This window comes from Actinomadura fibrosa, from assembly GCF_900659615.1.
Lineage (GTDB): Bacteria > Actinomycetota > Actinomycetes > Streptosporangiales > Streptosporangiaceae > Spirillospora > Spirillospora fibrosa.
Genome location: NZ_CAACUY010000070.1, coordinates 1 through 17441 on the forward strand (window position 1 = coordinate 1; position 17441 = coordinate 17441).

Consider the following 17441-nt stretch of genomic DNA (forward strand, 5'->3'; position numbering starts at 1 on the left):
CGCCAAGCGCAGCCGCGCCGAGCGGCGCCGGACCGGCGCGACCCGGGCCCCCGTGCCGGCCGCCAGGGCCGCGGACCAGCACCGCTCCGCGATGCTCATCATGGTGCTCACGCTGGGCCTGCTCATCGCGGCCGTCGTCGTGACCGGCAGCATGATCGCCGCGTCCATGCGGACCCAGCCGGTGACGCTCGCCTCGCCGCTGCACGTCTACCCGGTCACCCAGGCGACGCCGGGGCAGTGCCCCGCGGGCACGCAGGGGATCACCGGGCAGGCCGGGACCGGGCCGACCTGCTACCGGCTGTCCCAGGGCATCGCGATCCACAAGGTCTCCGACCTGCGCGTCCAGCGGGCCCGCGGCACGTCCGGCTACGACGTGGCGGTCACGCTGCGGCCCGTGGACCGGCGCGCCTTCGCCGACCTCACCCGCGCGACGGTCGGCCGCGACCTCGCGTTCGTCGTGGGCAACCGGCTGGTCACGCTGCCGCGCGTCGACATGGCGATCCTGGACGGGAAGGTCGTCGTGACCGGCCCGCCGGACCGCGCCGCCGCCGACAAGCTCGTCCGCGAGCTCAAGGGCCGCTGACCGGACCCCGCGCTACCGCGAAGGCGGGCGCCCGCTCGTGCGCCCGCCCTGCTCGTCGCCCGGAGCCCGCCGGGTGGTCAGGCCTGCGGCAGTTCCGCGCCCTGGACGGCCTGGATCTCCAGCTCGACCTTGAGGCTCTCGCCGACCATGGCGATGCCCGCCTCCAGCAGCTGGTTGTAGCGGATGCCGAAGTCGGCGCGCCGCAGCTCGGCCGTGGCGCGGAACGCGGCGCGGACCCCGCCCCACGGGTCGGAGCCGCTGCCGAGGTAGGTCATGTCGAGGTCGACCGGCTGGGTGATGCCGTTGAGGGTGAGGCGCCCGTGGACGGTCCAGCGGTCCGGGCCGGTGGCGGTCAGGCCGTCGCCCTCGTACTCGACGACCGGGTGGACGTCGGCGTTGAGGAAGTCGGCGGAGCGCAGGTGGTCGTCCCGCATCTTGTTGCCGGTGTCGATGGACGCGGCCTCGATCCGGGCCGTGACCCGCGACCGCTCCACCGGCTCGGCGATCTCGACGCGGCCCTCGAACGCCGCGAACCGGCCGCGGACGCTCGACAGCCCGAGGTGCTGCGCGACGGCGCCGACGTTGGAGTGCGCCGGGTCGATGGTCCACGGGCCGGGCGGCGGCAGCTCGGTGCCGCCCGCGCGGGCCAGCACGAGCGTGCCGATGTCCGCCGCGCCGGAGCTGTGCACGATCAGCGTGGACGCGACCGGCTGGTAGCCCATCGCCGTCACGATGACCGTGTACGTCCCGGCGGGCAGCGGGCCGGCGTTCAGGACGCCGTCCTCGCCGGTCTGCTCGCGCGCGACCTGGTTTCCCGCCAGATCCGTGACCGTGACGATGGCGTGCCGCACCGCCCAGCCGTCCCTCGTCCGCACCGATCCGCGCAGACCACGACTCTCATCCATCAACGACCCGCACTCCAGTTCGCGCTCCAGTGAGTCCCCGGTGTCCGGGACCGCCGCGGACGGCGGTCCCGGGCTCGCATCCATCACTCGTCCGGGTAGCCGAGCTTCAGGTCGTACCCGTCCTCGCCTCCGCCGGACAGCGACAGGCCCGTCGCGACCGGCGGGTAACCGGACGCGATCACGGTGTACTGCCCGCCGATGAGGTCGGTGAAGGCGTACTCGCCGTCCGGGCCGGTGATGACCATCGCGACGACGTTCCCGGCCGCGTCCACGAGCGTGACGCGGGCGTCGCCGACGGGTTCGCCGGCGTCGTTGCGGACGGTGCCGCGCACCCGCGCCCCGGGCGGCAGCTCCACGTCGAGGCGGTTCTGCCCGCCGCCGGTCACCTCCACCGGGAGCGCGACCGGACGGTGCGCCGCCGCGCTGACCGCGAGCGTGTAGGTGCCGGACACGAGGTCCTTGAAGGCGTAGTGGCCGTCCGGGCCGGTCCGGCCGGTGCCGACGACGTCGCCGCGGACGTCGGTGACGACGACCATGGCGTTGGCGATCGGGGTGCCGTCCGCGCTGCGGACCGTTCCGAGCAGGCCGCCGTTCCCGGCGAGCAGCAGGTCGAAGTCGACCGGGCGGTCGCCGACGACCAGCGTGGCCGCCTGCGGCTCGTGCTCGCCGGTCGCCGCGATCAGCACGTACGTGCCGGGCCCGGGCGTCGGCAGCGCGTACCGGCCGTCCTCCTGGGTGATCGCGCGGGCGAGCTGGTGCCCGTCCACGCCGATCAGCGTCAGCGCGGCGGACGGGACGGGCTCGCCGTCGCCGGCCCGGACGACGCCGCGCACGGGGACGCCGGCGGGGCGCCCGGACGCGCCGTTCCGCGCGAGGCCGTTCTGCTGGGCGAGGAGCCGCGCCTGGGCGGCGGCCGGGTCCGCCGCGCCGGGCCGGTCCGCGCCGTGCCGGTCCGCGCCGTCGCCGGCGCCGTTCGCGCCGGACGTCCCGGCAGGGGACGCCCCGTTCGGGGACATCTCGTTCATCGCACTGACCATCCCATCGGATGCGGGGCCCGCGGCAACGGAGACGAGCTCCTGCTCCGGAACGGGCTGCTGATCGTAGCCGCGCGCGTCCCTGCCCACCAGTCCCGCGGAGTGGCCGGCGTCCGCGACGGGCACGTCGGCGGCCGGGCCCGCGGACGGGACCTCGTGCGCCGCGGCGCCCCGCGTCCCGGCGGCGCCGCGCAGCGGCAGCTCCTTGATCGCCAGGACGGCGAGGAAGCCGAGCACGCCCACCGGGATGCCGACCATGAACACGGTCTCCAGCGCGTTGGTGAACGCCGTCAGCACGATGTGCTTGAACGGCTCCGGGAGCGCGTGGACCTGGTCCGGGGACCCCAGCTCGCCGCCGCCGGCGGGCATGGCGATGTGCGCCGCGCGCAGCCCGTCGGCGAGCTCGTCCCCGAGCCGGTTGTTCAGGATCGCGCCGAACGCCGCCACGCCCATCGCGCCGCCGAGGTTCCGGAAGAACGACACGCCGGAGGTCGTCGCGGCCAGGTCGACGGTCGCCGCGGCGTTCTGCGCGGCGAGGATCAGGATCTGGAGCGTCAGGCCGAGGCCGACGCCGAGGACCGCGACGTCCGCGCCGATGAGGACCTTGGACGAGTCGACGTGCAGCTGCGACAGCAGGTACATCGAGCCCGCGACGAACACCAGGCCGATGACCGGGAAGATCTTCCAGCGGCCGGTCCGCGTGACGATCTGGCCGGACGCCGTGGAGGTGATCAGCATGCCGACGACCAGCGGGAGCGTCATCAGCCCCGAGTGGGTCGGGCTCATGCCCTTGACGATCTGGAGGTACTGCGGCAGGTAGATCATGCCGCCGAACATCGCGATGCCCGTGCACAGCGACGCGAGGCTCGTGAACACGAACGTCCGGTTGCGGAACAGCCGGGGCGGCAGGATCGGCTCGCTGGCGACCCGCTCCGCCACGACCGCGAGGGCGAGCAGCACCGCGGTGATCGCCAGCAGCGCGACCGTCCACCACGACTTCCAGTCGAACTCCTGGCCGCCCATGGACAGCAGGAGCATCAGCGCCGCGGCGCTGCCGGTGATGGTGAACGCGCCGAAGACGTCGATGCGGGTGTTCCGCCGCACCTTCGGCAGCTTGAGCACCCGCTGGATGACGAGGAACGCGACCACCGCGAGCGGGATGCAGACGTAGAAGCACCAGCGCCAGCCGAGGCCGTCCGCGTCCACGATGAAACCGCCGAGCAGCGGGCCCGCGACGGTCGCGACGCCGAACACGGCGCCCATGTAGCCGGAGTAGCGGCCGCGCTGGCGGGGCTCGACCACGTCGCCGAGGATGACCTGGGCCAGCGCGGACAGGCCGCCGACGCCGAGGCCCTGGAACGCGCGGGCGGCGATGAGCTGCCCGATCCCCTGGGAGAGCCCCGCACCGACCGACGCGACGACGAACAGGATCAGCGCGGTCTGGAACATGAGCTTGCGCCCGAAGATGTCCGAGAGCTTGCCCCACAGCGGCGTCGACGCCGTCATGGTGAGCAGGGACGCGCTGGCGACCCAGGAGAGCTGGTCCTGACCGCCGAGGTCGCCGACGATCGTCGGCAGCGCCGTGCTGACGACCGATGTAGAGATCATCGCGGTCAGCATCGCCATCATCAGACCGGAGAGGATCTCCAGGATCTGGCGGTGCGTGTATCGCGGTCTCGCTTGCTCTGGCACCGCCGGACCGTGCGGCGCCACGCTCGCTTGAGCCACCCTGCTCCCCCATGGAAGGTCAATTACCTGTGTTTTGCATATATAGCTTATGTAGTCGCTTGTTTACTAGCAAATCGGTGGATACTGGTGCCATCAGGGAGGCGGGTGACCGGGGATGTGGTCGGGAGCATGGTGACGCGGGTCGACGAGACGGCGCTTCCGCCCTCGGTGCCGCCGGCGACCGCCGGAAGCACGGCGGGCGAGGGTCGCGAGCGCCCGAAGCGGAACCGCGAGGCGACGCGCCGGCGGATCCTGGATGCCGCCCGCGACCTGTTCGGCGAGCACGGCTACGACGGCGTCACCGTCCGCATGATCGCGGCGGCGGCCGAGGCCAACATGGCCCTGGTCAACCGCTACTTCGGCTCCAAGGCCGCGCTCTTCGGCGAGGTGCTCGCGGGCGAGTCCGCGCTGCGCGGCGTCATCGCGGGCGACCCGGACGGGCTCCCCCGCCGCCTGGCCGAGCACTTCGTCCGGCAGGTCGACCGGCAGCCGCCGAGCGCCATCACCCGGCTCCTCGACCGCTCGGCCGGGAACCCCGAGGTCAAGCAGGCCCTCCTCCAGTACCTGGAGGAGGTCGTCGTCGAGCCGATCGTCGCCCAGCTGGACGGCCCCGCGCCCCGCGCCCGCGCCCTGCTCGCCTCGACGATCATCATGGGCGGCGGGCCCGTCCGCCGCCTCCTCGGCCTCAACGACCTCCGCGCCGCCGACCCCGCCGAGCTCACCGACCGGCTGACGGCGATGTTCACCGCCGCCCTGGCCCCCTCCCCCGCATCTCGCGAGGACCCGGCCGCCACCGAGCGCTGACATCGGCCGCACGCCAGGCCGTCGCCTACTCCGCAGGTCGTAATGGCGGGACGTCGCGTAACGCGGCGGGCGCAGGCCGGACCGGGCTCACGGGCGGAGCGTCCGGCGGCGGCGCCCGAATAGGCTGCTGGGCATGAGGCTGGGGGGAGCGGGTCGGCTCCGGGAACGCTGGGGACGGACGGGCCGGACCGCGCGCTGGACCGCGGCGACCGCCGCCGTCGCGCTCGCCGGAGGCGCCGCCGCGTGGGGCGCGACCGCGGGCGGCGCGCCCCGCGTCCGGACGGTCGACCAGCGGATCGCCGTGGTCGACGGCCCGAAGGACGACCAGCGCGTGACGCTCGACACGACGTTCTACGCCCCGGCCGGCCGCGCGAAGGGTCCGGCGATCATGCTCGGGCACGGCTTCGGCGGCGACAAGGCGGACGTGGCCGCCGACGCGCGCGCCCTCGCCCGCGACGGCTACGCGGTCCTGGCCTGGTCGGCGCGCGGCTTCGGCCGCTCCACCGGCGAGATCGCGCTGAACTTCCCCGACTACGAGGTCAAGGACACCCGGCAGCTCATCGACTGGCTCGCGAAACGGCCCGAGGTGCGGCTGGACCGGCCGGGCGACCCGCGGGTGGGCATGGCGGGCGAGTCCTACGGCGGCGCCATCGCCCTGATGACGGCCGCCTACGACAAGCGTGTCGACGCCATCGCACCGCAGATCACCTGGAACGACCTCGCCGACTCCCTCTTCCCCAACGCCACCGGCGCGGGCGCAGAGAGCGGCGTGTTCAAGAAGCTGTGGGCCGGGCTGTTCTTCACGAACGGCGCCGGTGGCACGGCCTGCGGGCGGTTCCTCCCCTCCGTGTGCGAGATGTACCAGAAGGTCGCCGAGGAAGGCCGGCCCAACGCCGACGCGGTCGCGCTGCTGCGCCGGTCGAGCCCCGCGTCCGTCGCCGACCGGATCACCGTGCCGACGCTGCTCGTTCAGGGCCAGGCCGACTCGCTGTTCCCCCTCGACCAGGCCGACGCCAACGCTCGCGCGATCGCCCGCAACGGCGCTCCCGTCTCGGTCGTCTGGTACCAGGGCGGCCACGACGGCGGCTCCCCCGAGACCGGCCGGGTTCGCGGCCTGCTGCGCGGCTTCTTCGACGCGCGCCTCCGGCACGCCGCGCCGTCCGCCACCGGCTTCACGGTGACCCGCGCGGGCGGCCTCGACTCGTCCACCCAGCGGGTCGTCGTCGAGGAGGCCCGGACGCGCGCCTACCCGGGCCTCGGCGCGTCGCCGCAGACGATTCCCCTGGACGGTCCCGAGCAGGCGATCCAGAACCCGGCGGGCGGCTCCCCCGCGTCCATCTCCGCGCTGCCCGGCCTCGGCGCGCTCGGCTCCCTCACCGACCTGGGCGGCGGCGGTGGCGGGCTCCCCGCCGACATGCCGGGACAGGCCGCCCGCTTCGACAGCCGCCCCCTCGACCGCCCGCTCCGGCTGACCGGCGCGCCCACCGTCCGTCTCGCGGTGACCGGCGGCGACGACATCCCGCTGTTCGCCAAGCTGTACGACGTCGCGCCGTCCGGGCAGGCGTCCCCGGCCCGCCGGATCGCCGCCCCGCTCCGCGTGACCGGCGGCCGCGACGCCACCGTGACGCTCCCGGCCATGGACTACCGGTTCGACCGCGGCCACCGCCTCCGCCTGGTCGTCGCCACCACCGACATGGGCTTCGCCACGCCGCCGCAGCCCGCCGCGTACAAGGTGCGCGTCCTGTCGCCGCTGACCGTCCCGACCGTCCCGTCGCTCGCGACCCGGCCCGCCCCGACACCCGCCTGGGTCTGGGCGCTGCCCGTGGCCGCGCTCGCGATCGCCGCCGGGATCCTCGTCCGCGGCCGCCGCCGCCACACCGGACGCCCCGCGCTGAGCGACGTCCCGCTGGAGATCACCGGGCTCACGAAGGCCTACAAGAACGGGCACCTGGCGGTCGCCGACCTCTCCTTCCGCGTCGAGAAGGGCCAGGTGCTCGGCCTCCTCGGGCCGAACGGCGCCGGGAAGACCACCACGCTCCGGATGCTGATGGGCCTGATCCACCCCGACTCCGGCGAGATCCGGATCTTCGGCCACCACGTCACGCCCGGCGCCCCCGTCCTGTCGCGTCTCGGCTCGTTCGTGGAGGGGCCCGGCTTCCTCCCGCACCTGTCCGGCCGCGACAACCTCGACCTCTACTGGCGGGCCACCGGCCGTCCCCTGGACGAGGCGCACATGGACGAGGCGCTGGAGATCGCCGGCCTCGGCTCCGCCCTGGACCGCGCCGTCCGCACGTACTCGCAGGGCATGCGGCAGCGGCTCGCGATCGCGCAGGCCATGCTGGGCCTTCCCGACCTCCTCGTCCTGGACGAGCCGACCAACGGCCTCGACCCGCCGCAGATCCGCGAGATGCGGGAGGTCCTCGTCCGCTACGCCGCCGAGGGCCGCACGGTCATCGTCTCCAGTCACCTGCTCGCCGAGGTCGAGCAGACCTGCACCCACGCCGTCGTCATGGCCGCCGGCCGCCGCGTGGCCGCGGGCCCGGTCAGCGAGCTCACCGGCTCCGGCCGCCGCCTGGAGGACGCCTTCCTCGACCTGATCGCCGAGACCCCATGACCCGCGGAGGGGATGTGAGCACGACCGCGCCGTTCGACGGCGACCAGAGCGCGCCCGCGGGGACGGGCGCCTCGCCCGGCTACGCCGTGCGCCGGACGCTGCCGCTCCGGGTGGAGGCCGTCCGGCAGTTCCGGCGCCGCCGCACCCTCGTGGCCTTCGGCATCCTGCTCGTCCTCCCGTGGGTGCTGGTCGGCGCCTTCAAGATCGGCGGCGATCCGGGGCCGGACGGCGTGCCCAGCCTCGTGGACGTCGCCACGGCCGGAGCGCTGAACTTCGCGCTGTTCGCCCTGTTCGTCTCGACGGGGTTCCTGCTGGTGGTGGCGGTGGCCCTCTTCTGCGGGGACACGGTCGCGAGCGAGGCGAACTGGTCGTCGCTGCGCTACCTGCTGGCGGCGCCCGTCCCGCGCGGCCGGCTGCTCCGGCAGAAGCTGGTCGTCGCGCTCTCCTACGCCGTGACGGCCGTCGTCAGCCTCCCGCTCATGGCGCTGGTCGCGGGAATGGTCGGCTTTGGCTGGAGCGACGTCGAGCTCCCCACCGGCGGCACGTTCCCGGCGAGCACCGCCCTCGGCCGGATGGCGGTCATCATCGGCTACTCCCTGATCGCGCAGCTCGTCGTGGCGGCCCTCGCGTTCCTCCTCTCCGTCACCACCGACTCGCCGCTCGGCGCCGTCGGAGGCGCCGTGGGCCTGGTCATCGTCAGCAACATCCTGGACGCGGTCACGGCGCTCGGCTCCTGGCGGGACTTCCTGCCCACCCACTGGATGTACTCCTGGATGGACGCGCTGCAACCGCAGATCCAGTGGGCGGGCATGGCGAAGGGCGCCTCCCTCTCGTTCGCCTACGCGGCCGTGCTCTTCGCGCTCGCGTTCCGCCGGTTCCGGAACCGCGACATCGTCTCCTGAGGCCGACTCCGGCCACGACCGTCCGCGACGTCCCGGACACCGACGGCGATGCCCACTCCCTGAAAATCGGTCGAACCGGCAGAGGCCGTGCCATAAGCTCAGCGAACTTCCCGTAACCGGGAGGTGCGCCGTCCGAAGCGCACGCGACTACGGCGCGATCAGCGGGTTAACACCCGGCCCGACGGGGGAGATGATCACCATGGCACGGCAGCAGCTCATCAAGCGCCCCAAGCCCCCACGTCAACCGAGTCCGCTCGACCTCAGGTCGCCCACGGGTCGCCTTCTGCCGTACTGACGGACTTCCGCCTCCCGCGGACACGCGCAGAAGCCGCAGGGCCTCTCCACCCGGAGGGGCCCTGCGCTGTATAACGCCTGCGCTGTGTAGCGCCGCCCTCCCCGGGCTCTGGGGCGGTATGGAGTTCCGGGGTGTTCCAAGATCGGCCGCTTCGGGCGAGACTCCGATCATGACTGTCCTGGAGACGGAGCGGCTGGTCCTGCGGCCGCTGACGGGTGACGATTTCGCGGACTACGCGGCGATGCTCGCCGATCCGGAGGTGGCCGGCGGGCTGGCCGAGAGCGTCGGCACGTCGGCGGCCGACGCCTGGCGCAGCCTCGCCACCTTCATCGGGCACCGGGAGATCCGCGGGTTCTCCCACTGGGCGGTGGTCGAGAAGGCGACCGGACGGTTCGCGGGCCGGGCGGGGCCCTGGCGGCCGCACGGCTTCCCCGGGCTCGGCGTCGGATGGTGCCTGGCGCGCGAGCACTGGGGGAAGGGCTACGCGTCGGAGGCGGGCCGTGCCGCCGTCGCCTACTGCTTCGACCGGCTGGGCGCGGACGAGGTCGTCTCGGTGATCCTGCACGGCAACCTCCGGTCCATCGCGGTGGCGGAGCGGATCGGCCACCGGCATCTGCGCGACATCGAGTACCGGAACCAGACGGTGCACCTCTACGGTCAGCAGCGCCCAACCGGATAGAAGCGTCCAGCCGGATGAAGCCCTCAGGGGCGCAGCGGCTCAGGGGATCAGGACGGTCTTGCCTCGGGACGCGCCCTCCTCGAACCTCTGGTGCGCCGCGGCGGCCTCCGCCAAGGGCAGCACCGATCCGACGACCGGCTTGAGCTGGCCTGCCGCCGCCAGTTCAAAGGCGCGTGCGCGGAGCGGGGCGATCCGTCCGGGCGGCATCATGACGGTGGCGAAGCCGAGAATCGACAGCGCACGCTGGTAGACGAGAGCGGTGTCGATCTCGTGTGGGACGCCGGTGATGTTGCCGTAAAGGACCATTCGCCCGACGGTGGGCTCCAGGAGGTCGAGCGCCGCGGCGGAGACCGCGCCTCCGACGGACTCGAAGACGACCTGGACAGGGCCTTCCACGTCCTGCGCCCAATCATTCCGTGCCAGGTCGACTACGGCGTCCGCACCCAGTTCCCTGGCGAAGTCCGCATCCTCCTGGCCGCGCACCCCGGCTACGACGCGCGTCCCAGCGCGCTTGGCGAGTTGGACGAGCTGACTGCCGACACCTCCTGACGCAGCCTCCACCAGGACGGTCTCCCCCGCCTTTACCCGAGCGGTCTCCATCAGACCGACCGCGACCGTGCCCTGGGTGAGCAGCGCGAGCGCCTCGTGCGCGTCCATGGCGTCGGGGAGCGGGACGAGTGCCTGCTCCTGGACAGCGATCAGCTCCGCATAGCCGCCGCCCATGACGGACTGGGCGAGCACACGCCGTCCCTGCCACGACGGATCGCCGTCGACGACCCGTCCGACGACCTCGTGTCCCGCGACGAAGGGCAGAGGGAGATCGGGAGCCCAGGACTTGAGCGCACCCGCGCGCAACTGGATGTCCGTGTAGCCGATGCCCGCCGCCTCCACCGCGATCACGACCTGGTCCTCACCCGCCTTGGGATCGTCCACCTCCTCGTACTGGAGCACTTCGGGGCCTCCGTACCTGTGGAAACGCACAGCACGCATGACGACGTCCTCTCCGAGTCAACAGACGGACCGACGGTCCGCTTACTGAGACGATAGGATACGGACCGACGGTCCGGATATGTCAAGGAGTGGACGGCGTGGAGCGAGCGCGGCCGGAAGGGACACCGCGGCGGGAGCGCGCGGACGCGGTGCGCAACCGCCGCGCGATCCTGCTCGCCGCCCACCGGCTGATCTGCGAGAACGGCGTCGACCAGGTCTCGATGAACGACATCGCGGCCGAGGCGGGCGTCGGCAAGGGCACGCTGTTCCGGCGGTTCGGCGACCGCGAGGGGCTCATCCACGCCCTCTTCGAGCAGTTGACCGCGGACTGGGAGCCCGGAGCGCTGGCACGCCTGTCCGATCCCGCGACGCCGCCCCTACAGCGCGTCCTCGGCTTCATCACCGAGCTGTTCGACCACGTCACCGTGCCGGGACGGCCTCTCCTCCGCGCGATGGGCGGCCACCCGCGCGCCGAGCGCCTGGAGCATTACCGGCTCTGGCTGGGCCACCTCACCAAGGCGGTCGCCGAAGCCCGTCCCGACCTGACCGAGGGCGAAGCCGCCTTCATGGCCCATGTCGTCCTCAACACGCCCCGCGCACAGTTCGTCGAACTCCTCGAAGCGGAGGCCGGGCTGTCCTCGGACGACATCCGCGCGGGCATCGTCGCGTCTACCTATGCGACCTTGTCCGGCCCCCGGCTCCCATCCGAGTTGCTTCCTCCGGTGCGCGCCTGCGCGAAAGGAGCCGGGGGCGGCCCGCCTCAGTAGGCTGAGCGGAGAGATTCCCTGTTCCAGCGTGGAGGGCCATGCCTCGGGCGGACGCGCGGCGCAATCGCGAGTCGCTGCTGACCGCGGCCAAGGAGGTCTTCGGCGAGCGCGGCCCCGACGCCCCGCTCGACGAGATCGCCCGGCGGGCGGGGCTCGGCAACGCGACCATGTACCGGCACTTCCCGACGCGCCGCGACATGCTCGTCGCCGTGTACGCGGACGAGGTCACGGCCCTGGCCGGCGAGGGCCGTGACCTGCTCGGTTCCGGACGCCCCGCCGACGCCCTCTGCTCCTGGCTCCGGACCTTCGTCGCCCACGTCGCCACCAAGCGCGACCTGGCGCACGCCATCCCGGAGGGCGAGCGCACCGCCCTCTTCGCCGAGTGGCACGCCACGATGCACGAGACCCTGGCCGCGCTCCTCGAACGCGCGCAGGAGGCCGGCGCGGTCCGTCCGGACGTCCACGAGGCGGACCTCCTGACGCTCGCCAACGGGATGGCCCTGGCCGGAGCCGATCCGTCCAAGACGGACCGGCTCATCGCGCTCGTGCGAACGGGCATGGAACCGCGCTGAAGCGCGGACGCCGCTCAGACGTTCCCGCTCGGCGGCGGCTGGACGCCCTGCTGGGTCCACGCGGCGAGCCGGTCGAACGCCGTCAGGAAATCGAGCAGCATCGGCCGGACGAGCGTGGGGAACGCGGCGTTGAACCCGTCGGTATGGGTTCCGCCGGTGACCCGGTAGTAGCGGTGCAGCGGCTGCCGTCCCGCGTCCCGGACCATCTTGGTGTAGACGTCGCCGTAGCGGGCGATGGGAGTCAGCACGTCGAGCGTGCCGCTGACGCTGATGAGCGGACGTCCGATACGCCCGGTCAGGGAGACGCGGCGTACCGCCTCACGAACTTCGCGAGGACGGGAGCCGTAGTCGTAGTCGGTGTCGCATCCCTCGCCCGTCCCCTCTGGGCAGAACGGCGTACCGGCCTGGGCCGCCCCGTCGTAGGTGGGGTCGAGTTCCTCCCGGACGACCCGCTGGAAGAAGTCCCACTGGCTCTTGTAGTGGACGCCCCACAGCGGCTCCGAGCCGGCCGGATATCCCGCCTTGAGCATCTCCTCGTGGGCTCCGGGCTGACCTGCCGCGTACCGGGGGTAGGCGCGCAGCGCGGGCGGCAGAGTGGTCAGCAGGCTCGGTCCATCGGGCGTGAAGAGCAGCGCGTTCCAGTCGACTCCGCCCGTGTAGAGACCTGGGAACCGCTCAAGCTGGCCATGTACGAGGTAGCCGCCTGCGGACAGCCCGGCGGCGTACGTATAGCGCGGCATGCGTCCGTACCGCTGTTTAGCAACGTGCTTCGCGGCGACGGTCAGTTGGGCCATCCGCATGTGCCACTCCTGGATCGCGTCGCCCGGTTTCCGTCCGTCCTGGTAGATGGCCGGCCCGGTGTTGCCCTTGTCGGTCGCCGCGAACGCGTATCCCTTCGCCAGGACGTGGTCCCCGATGATGCGGTCGTTGGCGTACTGCTCCCGGACGCCGGGCGGGCCGCTGACGACGAGTCCCCCGTTCCAGTGGAGCGGCAACCGGATGACGAACTGCGAGTCGTGGTTCCACCCGTGGTTGGTGTTGGTCGTGGACGTGTCCGGGAAGTAGCCGTCGATCTGGATACCGGGCACGCCGGACGGGTTCACCGTCCCCGGGGCCTCCAGGCCCGCCCAGTCGGCCGGATCGGTGTGCCCGGCCGGCACCGTCCCCGCCGTGGTCAGGTCCGGCAGGCAGGCCACGACGGCTCGCTCCGCGCCCGGGACGCGAAGCCTCTGTTCACCGCACCCCGCACCGGCCACGGCACCCGAGACCGGCAAAGACGCGGGCAGCAAGGAAGCGAACAGCATCGGGACGAGCACGACGGCACGCATTGCCATGGTGATTCCTTCCGTGGGGTCACCACGCAACGTAAGAAGAACCCTGGGAGGCGAGTAAGTGCAAGACGTCCAGACCCGCGTTGGCCAATGGGCACATGACCTCTGGCCAGACCCCGTCCCGTCCTCGGCCGGACCGTAGCCGCCCGGGGCCGCACCCACGTAGCCTGCGCGCATGTCCTCGACGCGCCCAGTGCCGTGGGTGTCGCCCCTTCTCTGCCTCGCCGTCCTCGTCGGTGGCGTGTACTACGCCCTGGTCGATGGAGGCCCCTCGTTCCGTACGGCCGGCTTCGCCGTCTCACTTCTCCTACTCATCGGTATCGACGTCCTGGAACCACAGGTGCCGCCGGTCGCCTTGCTGGTGGTCCGGATCGCCCTCTATGGCGCGGTCAACGCACTGGACGTCTCCGGGGTGGCCCGGGTGCTCTTCGTCCTCGTGCCGTTCAACGCGTACTTCGCCTTCGGGCGCCGGACGGCCGTGGCCCTCGGAAGTGGTTGCGTCGTGGCGCTCCTGGCGGGATTCACGATCCGCGTCCCCGACTGGCACACGCGCTCGGAGTACGTGTCCGACGTCGTGATGTTCACGCTGGGGATCGTGCTCGCCATCACGATGGCCTCCGTCGCCGTCCGCGAACGCGAGGCGCGCGTCCGTCTGGAGGAGACCATGCGGGAGGTGGAGGTCCTGGCGGCCGCGCAGGAGCGCAACCGGCTCGCCCGGGAGATCCACGACAGCCTCGGGCACCACCTCACCGCGATCGGTGTGCAGTTGGAGAAGGCGTCCGCGTTCGCCGACCTCGACCCCTCCGGCGCCCGGGACGCCGTGGAGAACGCCCGATGGTCCGCCGACCGCGCGCTGACCGAGGTCCGGCAGTCCGTCCGGGCGCTCGGACAGCACCCGTTCCGGCTCACCGACGCGCTCACCGATCTGGTCGCCCACCTCCACGGTGACCATCTGGCCATCCACCTCGATGTCAGAGGGGACGAGAATGGCCGTCCTATGGCCGTGCTCACGACTCTCTACCGGGCCGCGCAGGAGGCGTTGACGAACGCCTGCCGCCACTCCGGCGCCACCCACGTCCAGGTGACTCTGGCCTACGAGGACCCTGGGGCCAACCTCACCATCAAGGACGACGGCACTGGTTTCCCTCTGCCCGCCGGGGGTTCTGAACCGCGAGTGGGGTCCGGCGGAGGGATCGGTCTGCGCGGGATGCGTGAACGCGTCGCCTCCCTCGGCGGCCGAGTCGACCTCGCGAGTTCGCCCGAAGGCACCACCGTCTCGGTCACGGTGCCGTGGTGAAGGCCGTACGGGTCCTCGTGGTGGACGACCAGGAGCTCGTCCGCGAGGGGATCGCCTCCCTCCTCGGCATCCAACCCGGCATCGAGGTCGTGGGGACCGCCGCGGACGGAGCCGAGGCCGTCGACGCCGCCGCGTCCGCCGACGTCGTGCTGATGGACGTGCGGATGCCCGGGACGGACGGTGTCGCGGCGACGGCCGAGCTGCGCCGCCGCACGCCGTCCTGCAAGGTCGTCATGCTCACCACGTTCGACGACGACGAGTACGTCGTCCGGGCGCTGCGCGCGGGCGCGGTCGGCTACCTGCTCAAGAACCTCCCGGCCGCCGAGCTCGCCGCCGCCGTCCGCCTCGCCCACTCCGGCGTCACGCAGCTCGACGCGGCCGTCACCGCCCGCCTGGCGGCCGCCCTGCCCGCCCCGGACGCCCCCGCCGCGAACACCCCTGCCGCGCACACCCCCGCCGCGGACGCCCTCACCTCGCGCGAGACGGACGTCCTCCGGCTGATCGCCGCCGGGGCCACCAACAAGGAGATCGCCGCACGCCTCTACCTCAGCGAGGGCACCGTCAAGAACCACATCTCCCGGATCCTGCAACGCCTCGGTCTCCGCGACCGGACGCAGGCCGCCCTCTACGCCCGCGACCAGGGCCTGCTCTGAAGCGGCGCCCCCGCTTCGGGCCCTCGCGCGGGCGTCACATGCCCCAGGGCCGCCCGCCGTCCGGCGCGGGCCGCCTGCCCGGCAGGACGTCGCAGACCTCGAAGCGCCGGTCGAGCCCGGTCGTCTCAAGCAGCCGGGTGACGCGCGCGGTGGGCCGCAGCAGCACCAGCCTGCCCCCGGCGACCTCCGTGCGCCGCCACGCCCGCAGCAGCGCCGCGAGCCCCGACGAGTCGCAGAAGTCGAGCCGGGACAGGTCCAGCGCCACCTTGGGCAGCATCCGCAGCCGGAGCACATCGCCCAGGTTCGCGTCCAGCCCCGGGGCGGTGTGGATGTCGAGCTCCCCGGCGACGCTGAGCACCGCCCAGTCGTCGAGCCAGCCGACCATGAAGCTCACGCCGGGAAGGCTGCCGTCCGCCGCCGTCATCGCTCACCACTCCCCGGCCGGGCCGATGTACGCCGCCGTACAGCGTAACTCCAGCTCACCGGCTGTTCGCCGGTCCCGCGGAAGCAGAACGAAACAGCTCACCGGGCGTCGGAACCGCCGCCCGGCGGCGGCCGGTTGGCCCCTGGGTGCCAGGACGCCCGGAAGAACAGTGCCGGGGACTCTCGCCGGGCACCGCGCACCCCGTCCATGATCACCTGCATCGCGGTCACCGGGACCGCGATCGCGAGATCATGAAGGGGCTCCCGCATGCCCGCTCTCCGCCGGCCGCCCTCCGCCGCGAGGCTCCTGGCCACCGCCGCCCTCGGCGGGGCCCTCCTCGGCACGGTGCCGATCCTCACCGCGCCGGCCGCCACCGCCGCGGACGGCACGTCCGAGGCCGTCTACTTCGTCCACGGCATCGACTGGAACCACGGCAAGGCCGGGGACGCGCAGCTCAACTGCGAGAGCACCTGGAAGGCGTCCAAGGCCGCCCTGAAGGCCCACGGCTGGACCGGCAAGATGATCACCTGGGGGTACTACGCGAAGGACACGCGCTGCACCCGCAAGACGAACGGCGACCTGAACACCCGGATCCAGGAGCTGGGACGCCGGTTCGCCTGGGACGTCTACGCCAACTACGCCAAGAACGGCGAGTCCGTCGACGTCGTCGCGCACTCGATGGGCGGGCTCGTCGTTCGCGCGGCCATCGAGGGCGTGAACCGGTACGGGAAGAACAAGGACTGGCCCGACCGGCTCTACATCGAGGACGTCGCCACCTTCAGCACACCGCACACCGGGACCGACTGGGGGACGAGCTGCACCGCGCTCAAGGGCTGGAAGCAGTGCAGCGACGTCCGTCCCGGAAGCGGCTTCCTCAAGTGGGCGGGACAGAATCCGCAGGCCGCGGGCGGCACCGACTGGACCCTGATCGGCGCCAGTGACGACGACATGATCACCTCGGGTTCGGCGACGGGGATGCGCGCGAAGCACAAGGCGATCTACGCGTCCGGGCAGGGCCTGGAGCACAGCACGATCAAGAACAAGGGCGACGGGAACGGCTGGAAGGCCAAGGTCACCGACGACTACGGAAGCACCTGGAAGAGCGGCACCGGCCCGGGTCCGCTGCTGCGGCTCTTCAACGCCCTCTACCGGTCGTCGGCCGCCTGATTCCCCTCGGCCCGCCGGGCATTCCCGGCGGGCCGGCCGGGCGGCGGGTTCAACCGTCGAGAAGGCCGTTCAACTCCGCGAGCACCTTCTCCCAGTCAGGCATGCGCGCATGGGGAGGCGCGGCAGGGTCGAACAGCACGCGGACGCCCATGGAGCGAAGGACGTCCAGATTCCGGCCGAAGGCCACATGGCTCGCCAGTTCGGCCTTGACCTGCGGGACCGCCACGATCGGCACGCCCATCCCGACGAGTTCGCACAGCATGCCCACGGCGACCGTGTCGGTGATGCCCAGCGCCCACTTGTTGACGCTGTTGAACGTGACGGGCGCGGCCACCACGGCGTCGGCGGGAGGCAGCCCGTTCGAGGTCTCGTCCGGCCTCCGGAAATCCGTCCGCACCGGCCCGCCGGTCAGCGCCACGAGCCGCTCGGCGTCCAGGAACTTGGCCCCCATCGGCGTCGCGATCACCCGGACGTGCCAGTCCTCCGCCTGGGCGGACTCCACGAGGGCCACCAGGTCGGACGCGGCCGGAGCCCCGCACGCGAAGACGTAGAGAACCTTCTCCGAGGTCATGCCCCACTCACCGGAAGCTATGTTGGCCGGACCGGGAGCCCCATGGCCCGCAGTCGAAGCCCCTACGCAGAGACTACTCATGGCGGCCGCGCCGTCCCCTCCATGTACATGAGCGTTCGGGAACC

17 protein-coding genes are annotated in these 17441 nt (G+C 72.6%); 10 read left to right on the top strand and 7 right to left on the bottom strand.

Annotated elements, in window-relative coordinates:
- Positions 1–583 (top strand): SecDF P1 head subdomain-containing protein (locus E1300_RS50235; protein ID WP_165502949.1); only part of this gene is annotated, 583 nt, incomplete at its 5' end.
- 77 nt (positions 584–660) lie between these two features.
- On the opposite strand, the gene E1300_RS23205 is transcribed toward E1300_RS50235, so the two are convergent.
- Together E1300_RS23205 and E1300_RS53725 are read right to left on the bottom strand one after the other, a co-directional pair.
- Positions 661–1488 carry a YceI family protein gene (locus tag E1300_RS23205; RefSeq protein ID WP_131759163.1) on the bottom strand — a complete coding sequence of 276 codons (828 nt, stop codon included), beginning with the start codon at positions 1486–1488 and terminating at the stop codon, positions 661–663.
- A gap of 83 nt (positions 1489–1571) precedes the next feature.
- A complete protein-coding gene (locus E1300_RS53725; protein ID WP_306440671.1) occupies positions 1572–4214 on the bottom strand; it encodes an MFS transporter in 2643 nt (880 codons plus the stop codon).
- 141 nt (positions 4215–4355) lie between these two features.
- Between E1300_RS53725 and E1300_RS23215 the strand changes: the two genes are divergently transcribed.
- The 4 genes from E1300_RS23215 to E1300_RS23230 all read left to right on the top strand — a co-directional run bounded on the left by E1300_RS23215 (position 4356) and on the right by E1300_RS23230 (position 9544).
- Positions 4356–5054: a TetR/AcrR family transcriptional regulator gene (locus tag E1300_RS23215; protein ID WP_242619342.1), complete on the top strand. Its 699-nt coding sequence runs from the start codon at positions 4356–4358 to the stop codon at positions 5052–5054.
- Between the two features lie 133 nt (positions 5055–5187).
- Positions 5188–7668: an alpha/beta fold hydrolase gene (locus tag E1300_RS23220; protein ID WP_131759167.1), complete on the top strand. Its 2481-nt coding sequence runs from the start codon at positions 5188–5190 to the stop codon at positions 7666–7668.
- 14 nt (positions 7669–7682) lie between these two features.
- Complete coding sequence (locus tag E1300_RS23225; RefSeq protein WP_242619343.1) at positions 7683–8570, top strand: ABC transporter permease; 888 nt, start codon at positions 7683–7685, stop codon at positions 8568–8570.
- 464 nt (positions 8571–9034) lie between these two features.
- The gene (locus tag E1300_RS23230; protein WP_165502950.1) at positions 9035–9544 is read left to right on the top strand and encodes a GNAT family N-acetyltransferase; all 510 of its coding nucleotides are present in this window, start codon (positions 9035–9037) and stop codon (positions 9542–9544) included.
- A 39-nt stretch (positions 9545–9583) separates the two neighbouring features.
- Here the strand turns inward: E1300_RS23230 and E1300_RS23235 are convergent, their stop codons facing one another.
- Positions 9584–10534, bottom strand: a complete 951-nt coding sequence (locus tag E1300_RS23235; RefSeq protein ID WP_131759170.1) for a quinone oxidoreductase family protein — start codon at positions 10532–10534, stop codon at positions 9584–9586.
- Between the two features lie 98 nt (positions 10535–10632).
- Here E1300_RS23235 and E1300_RS23240 point away from each other — a divergent pair, with 98 nt between their 5' ends.
- Positions 10633–11301, top strand: coding sequence for a TetR/AcrR family transcriptional regulator (locus tag E1300_RS23240; RefSeq protein WP_131759171.1), 669 nt, complete (start codon positions 10633–10635; stop codon positions 11299–11301).
- Positions 11302–11339: 38 nt separating this feature from the next.
- The gene (locus E1300_RS23245) at positions 11340–11873 is read left to right on the top strand and encodes a TetR/AcrR family transcriptional regulator (protein ID WP_131759172.1); all 534 of its coding nucleotides are present in this window, start codon (positions 11340–11342) and stop codon (positions 11871–11873) included.
- Positions 11874–11887: 14 nt separating this feature from the next.
- On the opposite strand, the gene E1300_RS23250 is transcribed toward E1300_RS23245, so the two are convergent.
- A complete protein-coding gene (locus E1300_RS23250; RefSeq protein ID WP_242619344.1) occupies positions 11888–13207 on the bottom strand; it encodes a tannase/feruloyl esterase family alpha/beta hydrolase in 1320 nt (439 codons plus the stop codon).
- Between the two features lie 172 nt (positions 13208–13379).
- Here E1300_RS23250 and E1300_RS23255 point away from each other — a divergent pair, with 172 nt between their 5' ends.
- Together E1300_RS23255 and E1300_RS23260 are read left to right on the top strand one after the other, a co-directional pair.
- The gene (locus E1300_RS23255; protein WP_131759173.1) at positions 13380–14501 is read left to right on the top strand and encodes a sensor histidine kinase; all 1122 of its coding nucleotides are present in this window, start codon (positions 13380–13382) and stop codon (positions 14499–14501) included.
- Positions 14498–15154, top strand: coding sequence for a response regulator transcription factor (locus tag E1300_RS23260; protein WP_131759174.1), 657 nt, complete (start codon positions 14498–14500; stop codon positions 15152–15154). Before E1300_RS23255 ends, E1300_RS23260 begins: the two co-directional genes overlap by 4 nt.
- A gap of 34 nt (positions 15155–15188) precedes the next feature.
- On the opposite strand, the gene E1300_RS23265 is transcribed toward E1300_RS23260, so the two are convergent.
- Both E1300_RS23265 and E1300_RS50240 read right to left on the bottom strand, forming a co-directional pair.
- Entirely contained in the window at positions 15189–15578 is a 390-nt protein-coding gene (locus E1300_RS23265; protein WP_131759175.1) for an STAS domain-containing protein, read from the bottom strand.
- Positions 15579–15676: 98 nt separating this feature from the next.
- Positions 15677–15847 carry a hypothetical protein gene (locus E1300_RS50240; RefSeq protein WP_165502952.1) on the bottom strand — a complete coding sequence of 57 codons (171 nt, stop codon included), beginning with the start codon at positions 15845–15847 and terminating at the stop codon, positions 15677–15679.
- Here E1300_RS50240 and E1300_RS23270 point away from each other — a divergent pair.
- On the top strand, positions 15846–16745 hold the full coding sequence (locus E1300_RS23270; RefSeq protein ID WP_131759176.1) for an esterase/lipase family protein: 900 nt from the start codon (positions 15846–15848) through the stop codon (positions 16743–16745). The two genes, E1300_RS50240 and E1300_RS23270, sit on opposite strands and share 2 nt — an antisense overlap.
- A 49-nt stretch (positions 16746–16794) precedes the next feature.
- Here the strand turns inward: E1300_RS23270 and E1300_RS23275 are convergent, their stop codons facing one another.
- Positions 16795–17316 carry a flavoprotein gene (locus E1300_RS23275; RefSeq protein ID WP_131759177.1) on the bottom strand — a complete coding sequence of 174 codons (522 nt, stop codon included), beginning with the start codon at positions 17314–17316 and terminating at the stop codon, positions 16795–16797.
- Positions 17317–17441 lie beyond the last annotated feature (125 nt).

What these genes read in the sequence shown, in the direction of transcription:
- E1300_RS23255 (WP_131759173.1), top strand. Translation starts at nt 13,380, where the DNA reads ATGTCCTCGACGCGCCCAGTGCCGTGGGTGTCGCCCCTTCTCTGCCTC.
- E1300_RS23265 (WP_131759175.1), bottom strand. Translation starts at nt 15,578, where the DNA reads ATGACGGCGGCGGACGGCAGCCTTCCCGGCGTGAGCTTCATGGTCGGC.
- E1300_RS23275 (WP_131759177.1), bottom strand. Translation starts at nt 17,316, where the DNA reads ATGACCTCGGAGAAGGTTCTCTACGTCTTCGCGTGCGGGGCTCCGGCC.
- E1300_RS23230 (WP_165502950.1), top strand. Translation starts at nt 9,035, where the DNA reads ATGACTGTCCTGGAGACGGAGCGGCTGGTCCTGCGGCCGCTGACGGGT.
- E1300_RS50240 (WP_165502952.1), bottom strand. Translation starts at nt 15,847, where the DNA reads ATGCGGGAGCCCCTTCATGATCTCGCGATCGCGGTCCCGGTGACCGCG.
- E1300_RS23205 (WP_131759163.1), bottom strand. Translation starts at nt 1,488, where the DNA reads ATGGATGAGAGTCGTGGTCTGCGCGGATCGGTGCGGACGAGGGACGGC.
- E1300_RS23235 (WP_131759170.1), bottom strand. Translation starts at nt 10,534, where the DNA reads ATGCGTGCTGTGCGTTTCCACAGGTACGGAGGCCCCGAAGTGCTCCAG.
- E1300_RS23245 (WP_131759172.1), top strand. Translation starts at nt 11,340, where the DNA reads ATGCCTCGGGCGGACGCGCGGCGCAATCGCGAGTCGCTGCTGACCGCG.
- E1300_RS23250 (WP_242619344.1), bottom strand. Translation starts at nt 13,207, where the DNA reads ATGGCAATGCGTGCCGTCGTGCTCGTCCCGATGCTGTTCGCTTCCTTG.
- E1300_RS23270 (WP_131759176.1), top strand. Translation starts at nt 15,846, where the DNA reads ATGCCCGCTCTCCGCCGGCCGCCCTCCGCCGCGAGGCTCCTGGCCACC.
- E1300_RS23220 (WP_131759167.1), top strand. Translation starts at nt 5,188, where the DNA reads ATGAGGCTGGGGGGAGCGGGTCGGCTCCGGGAACGCTGGGGACGGACG.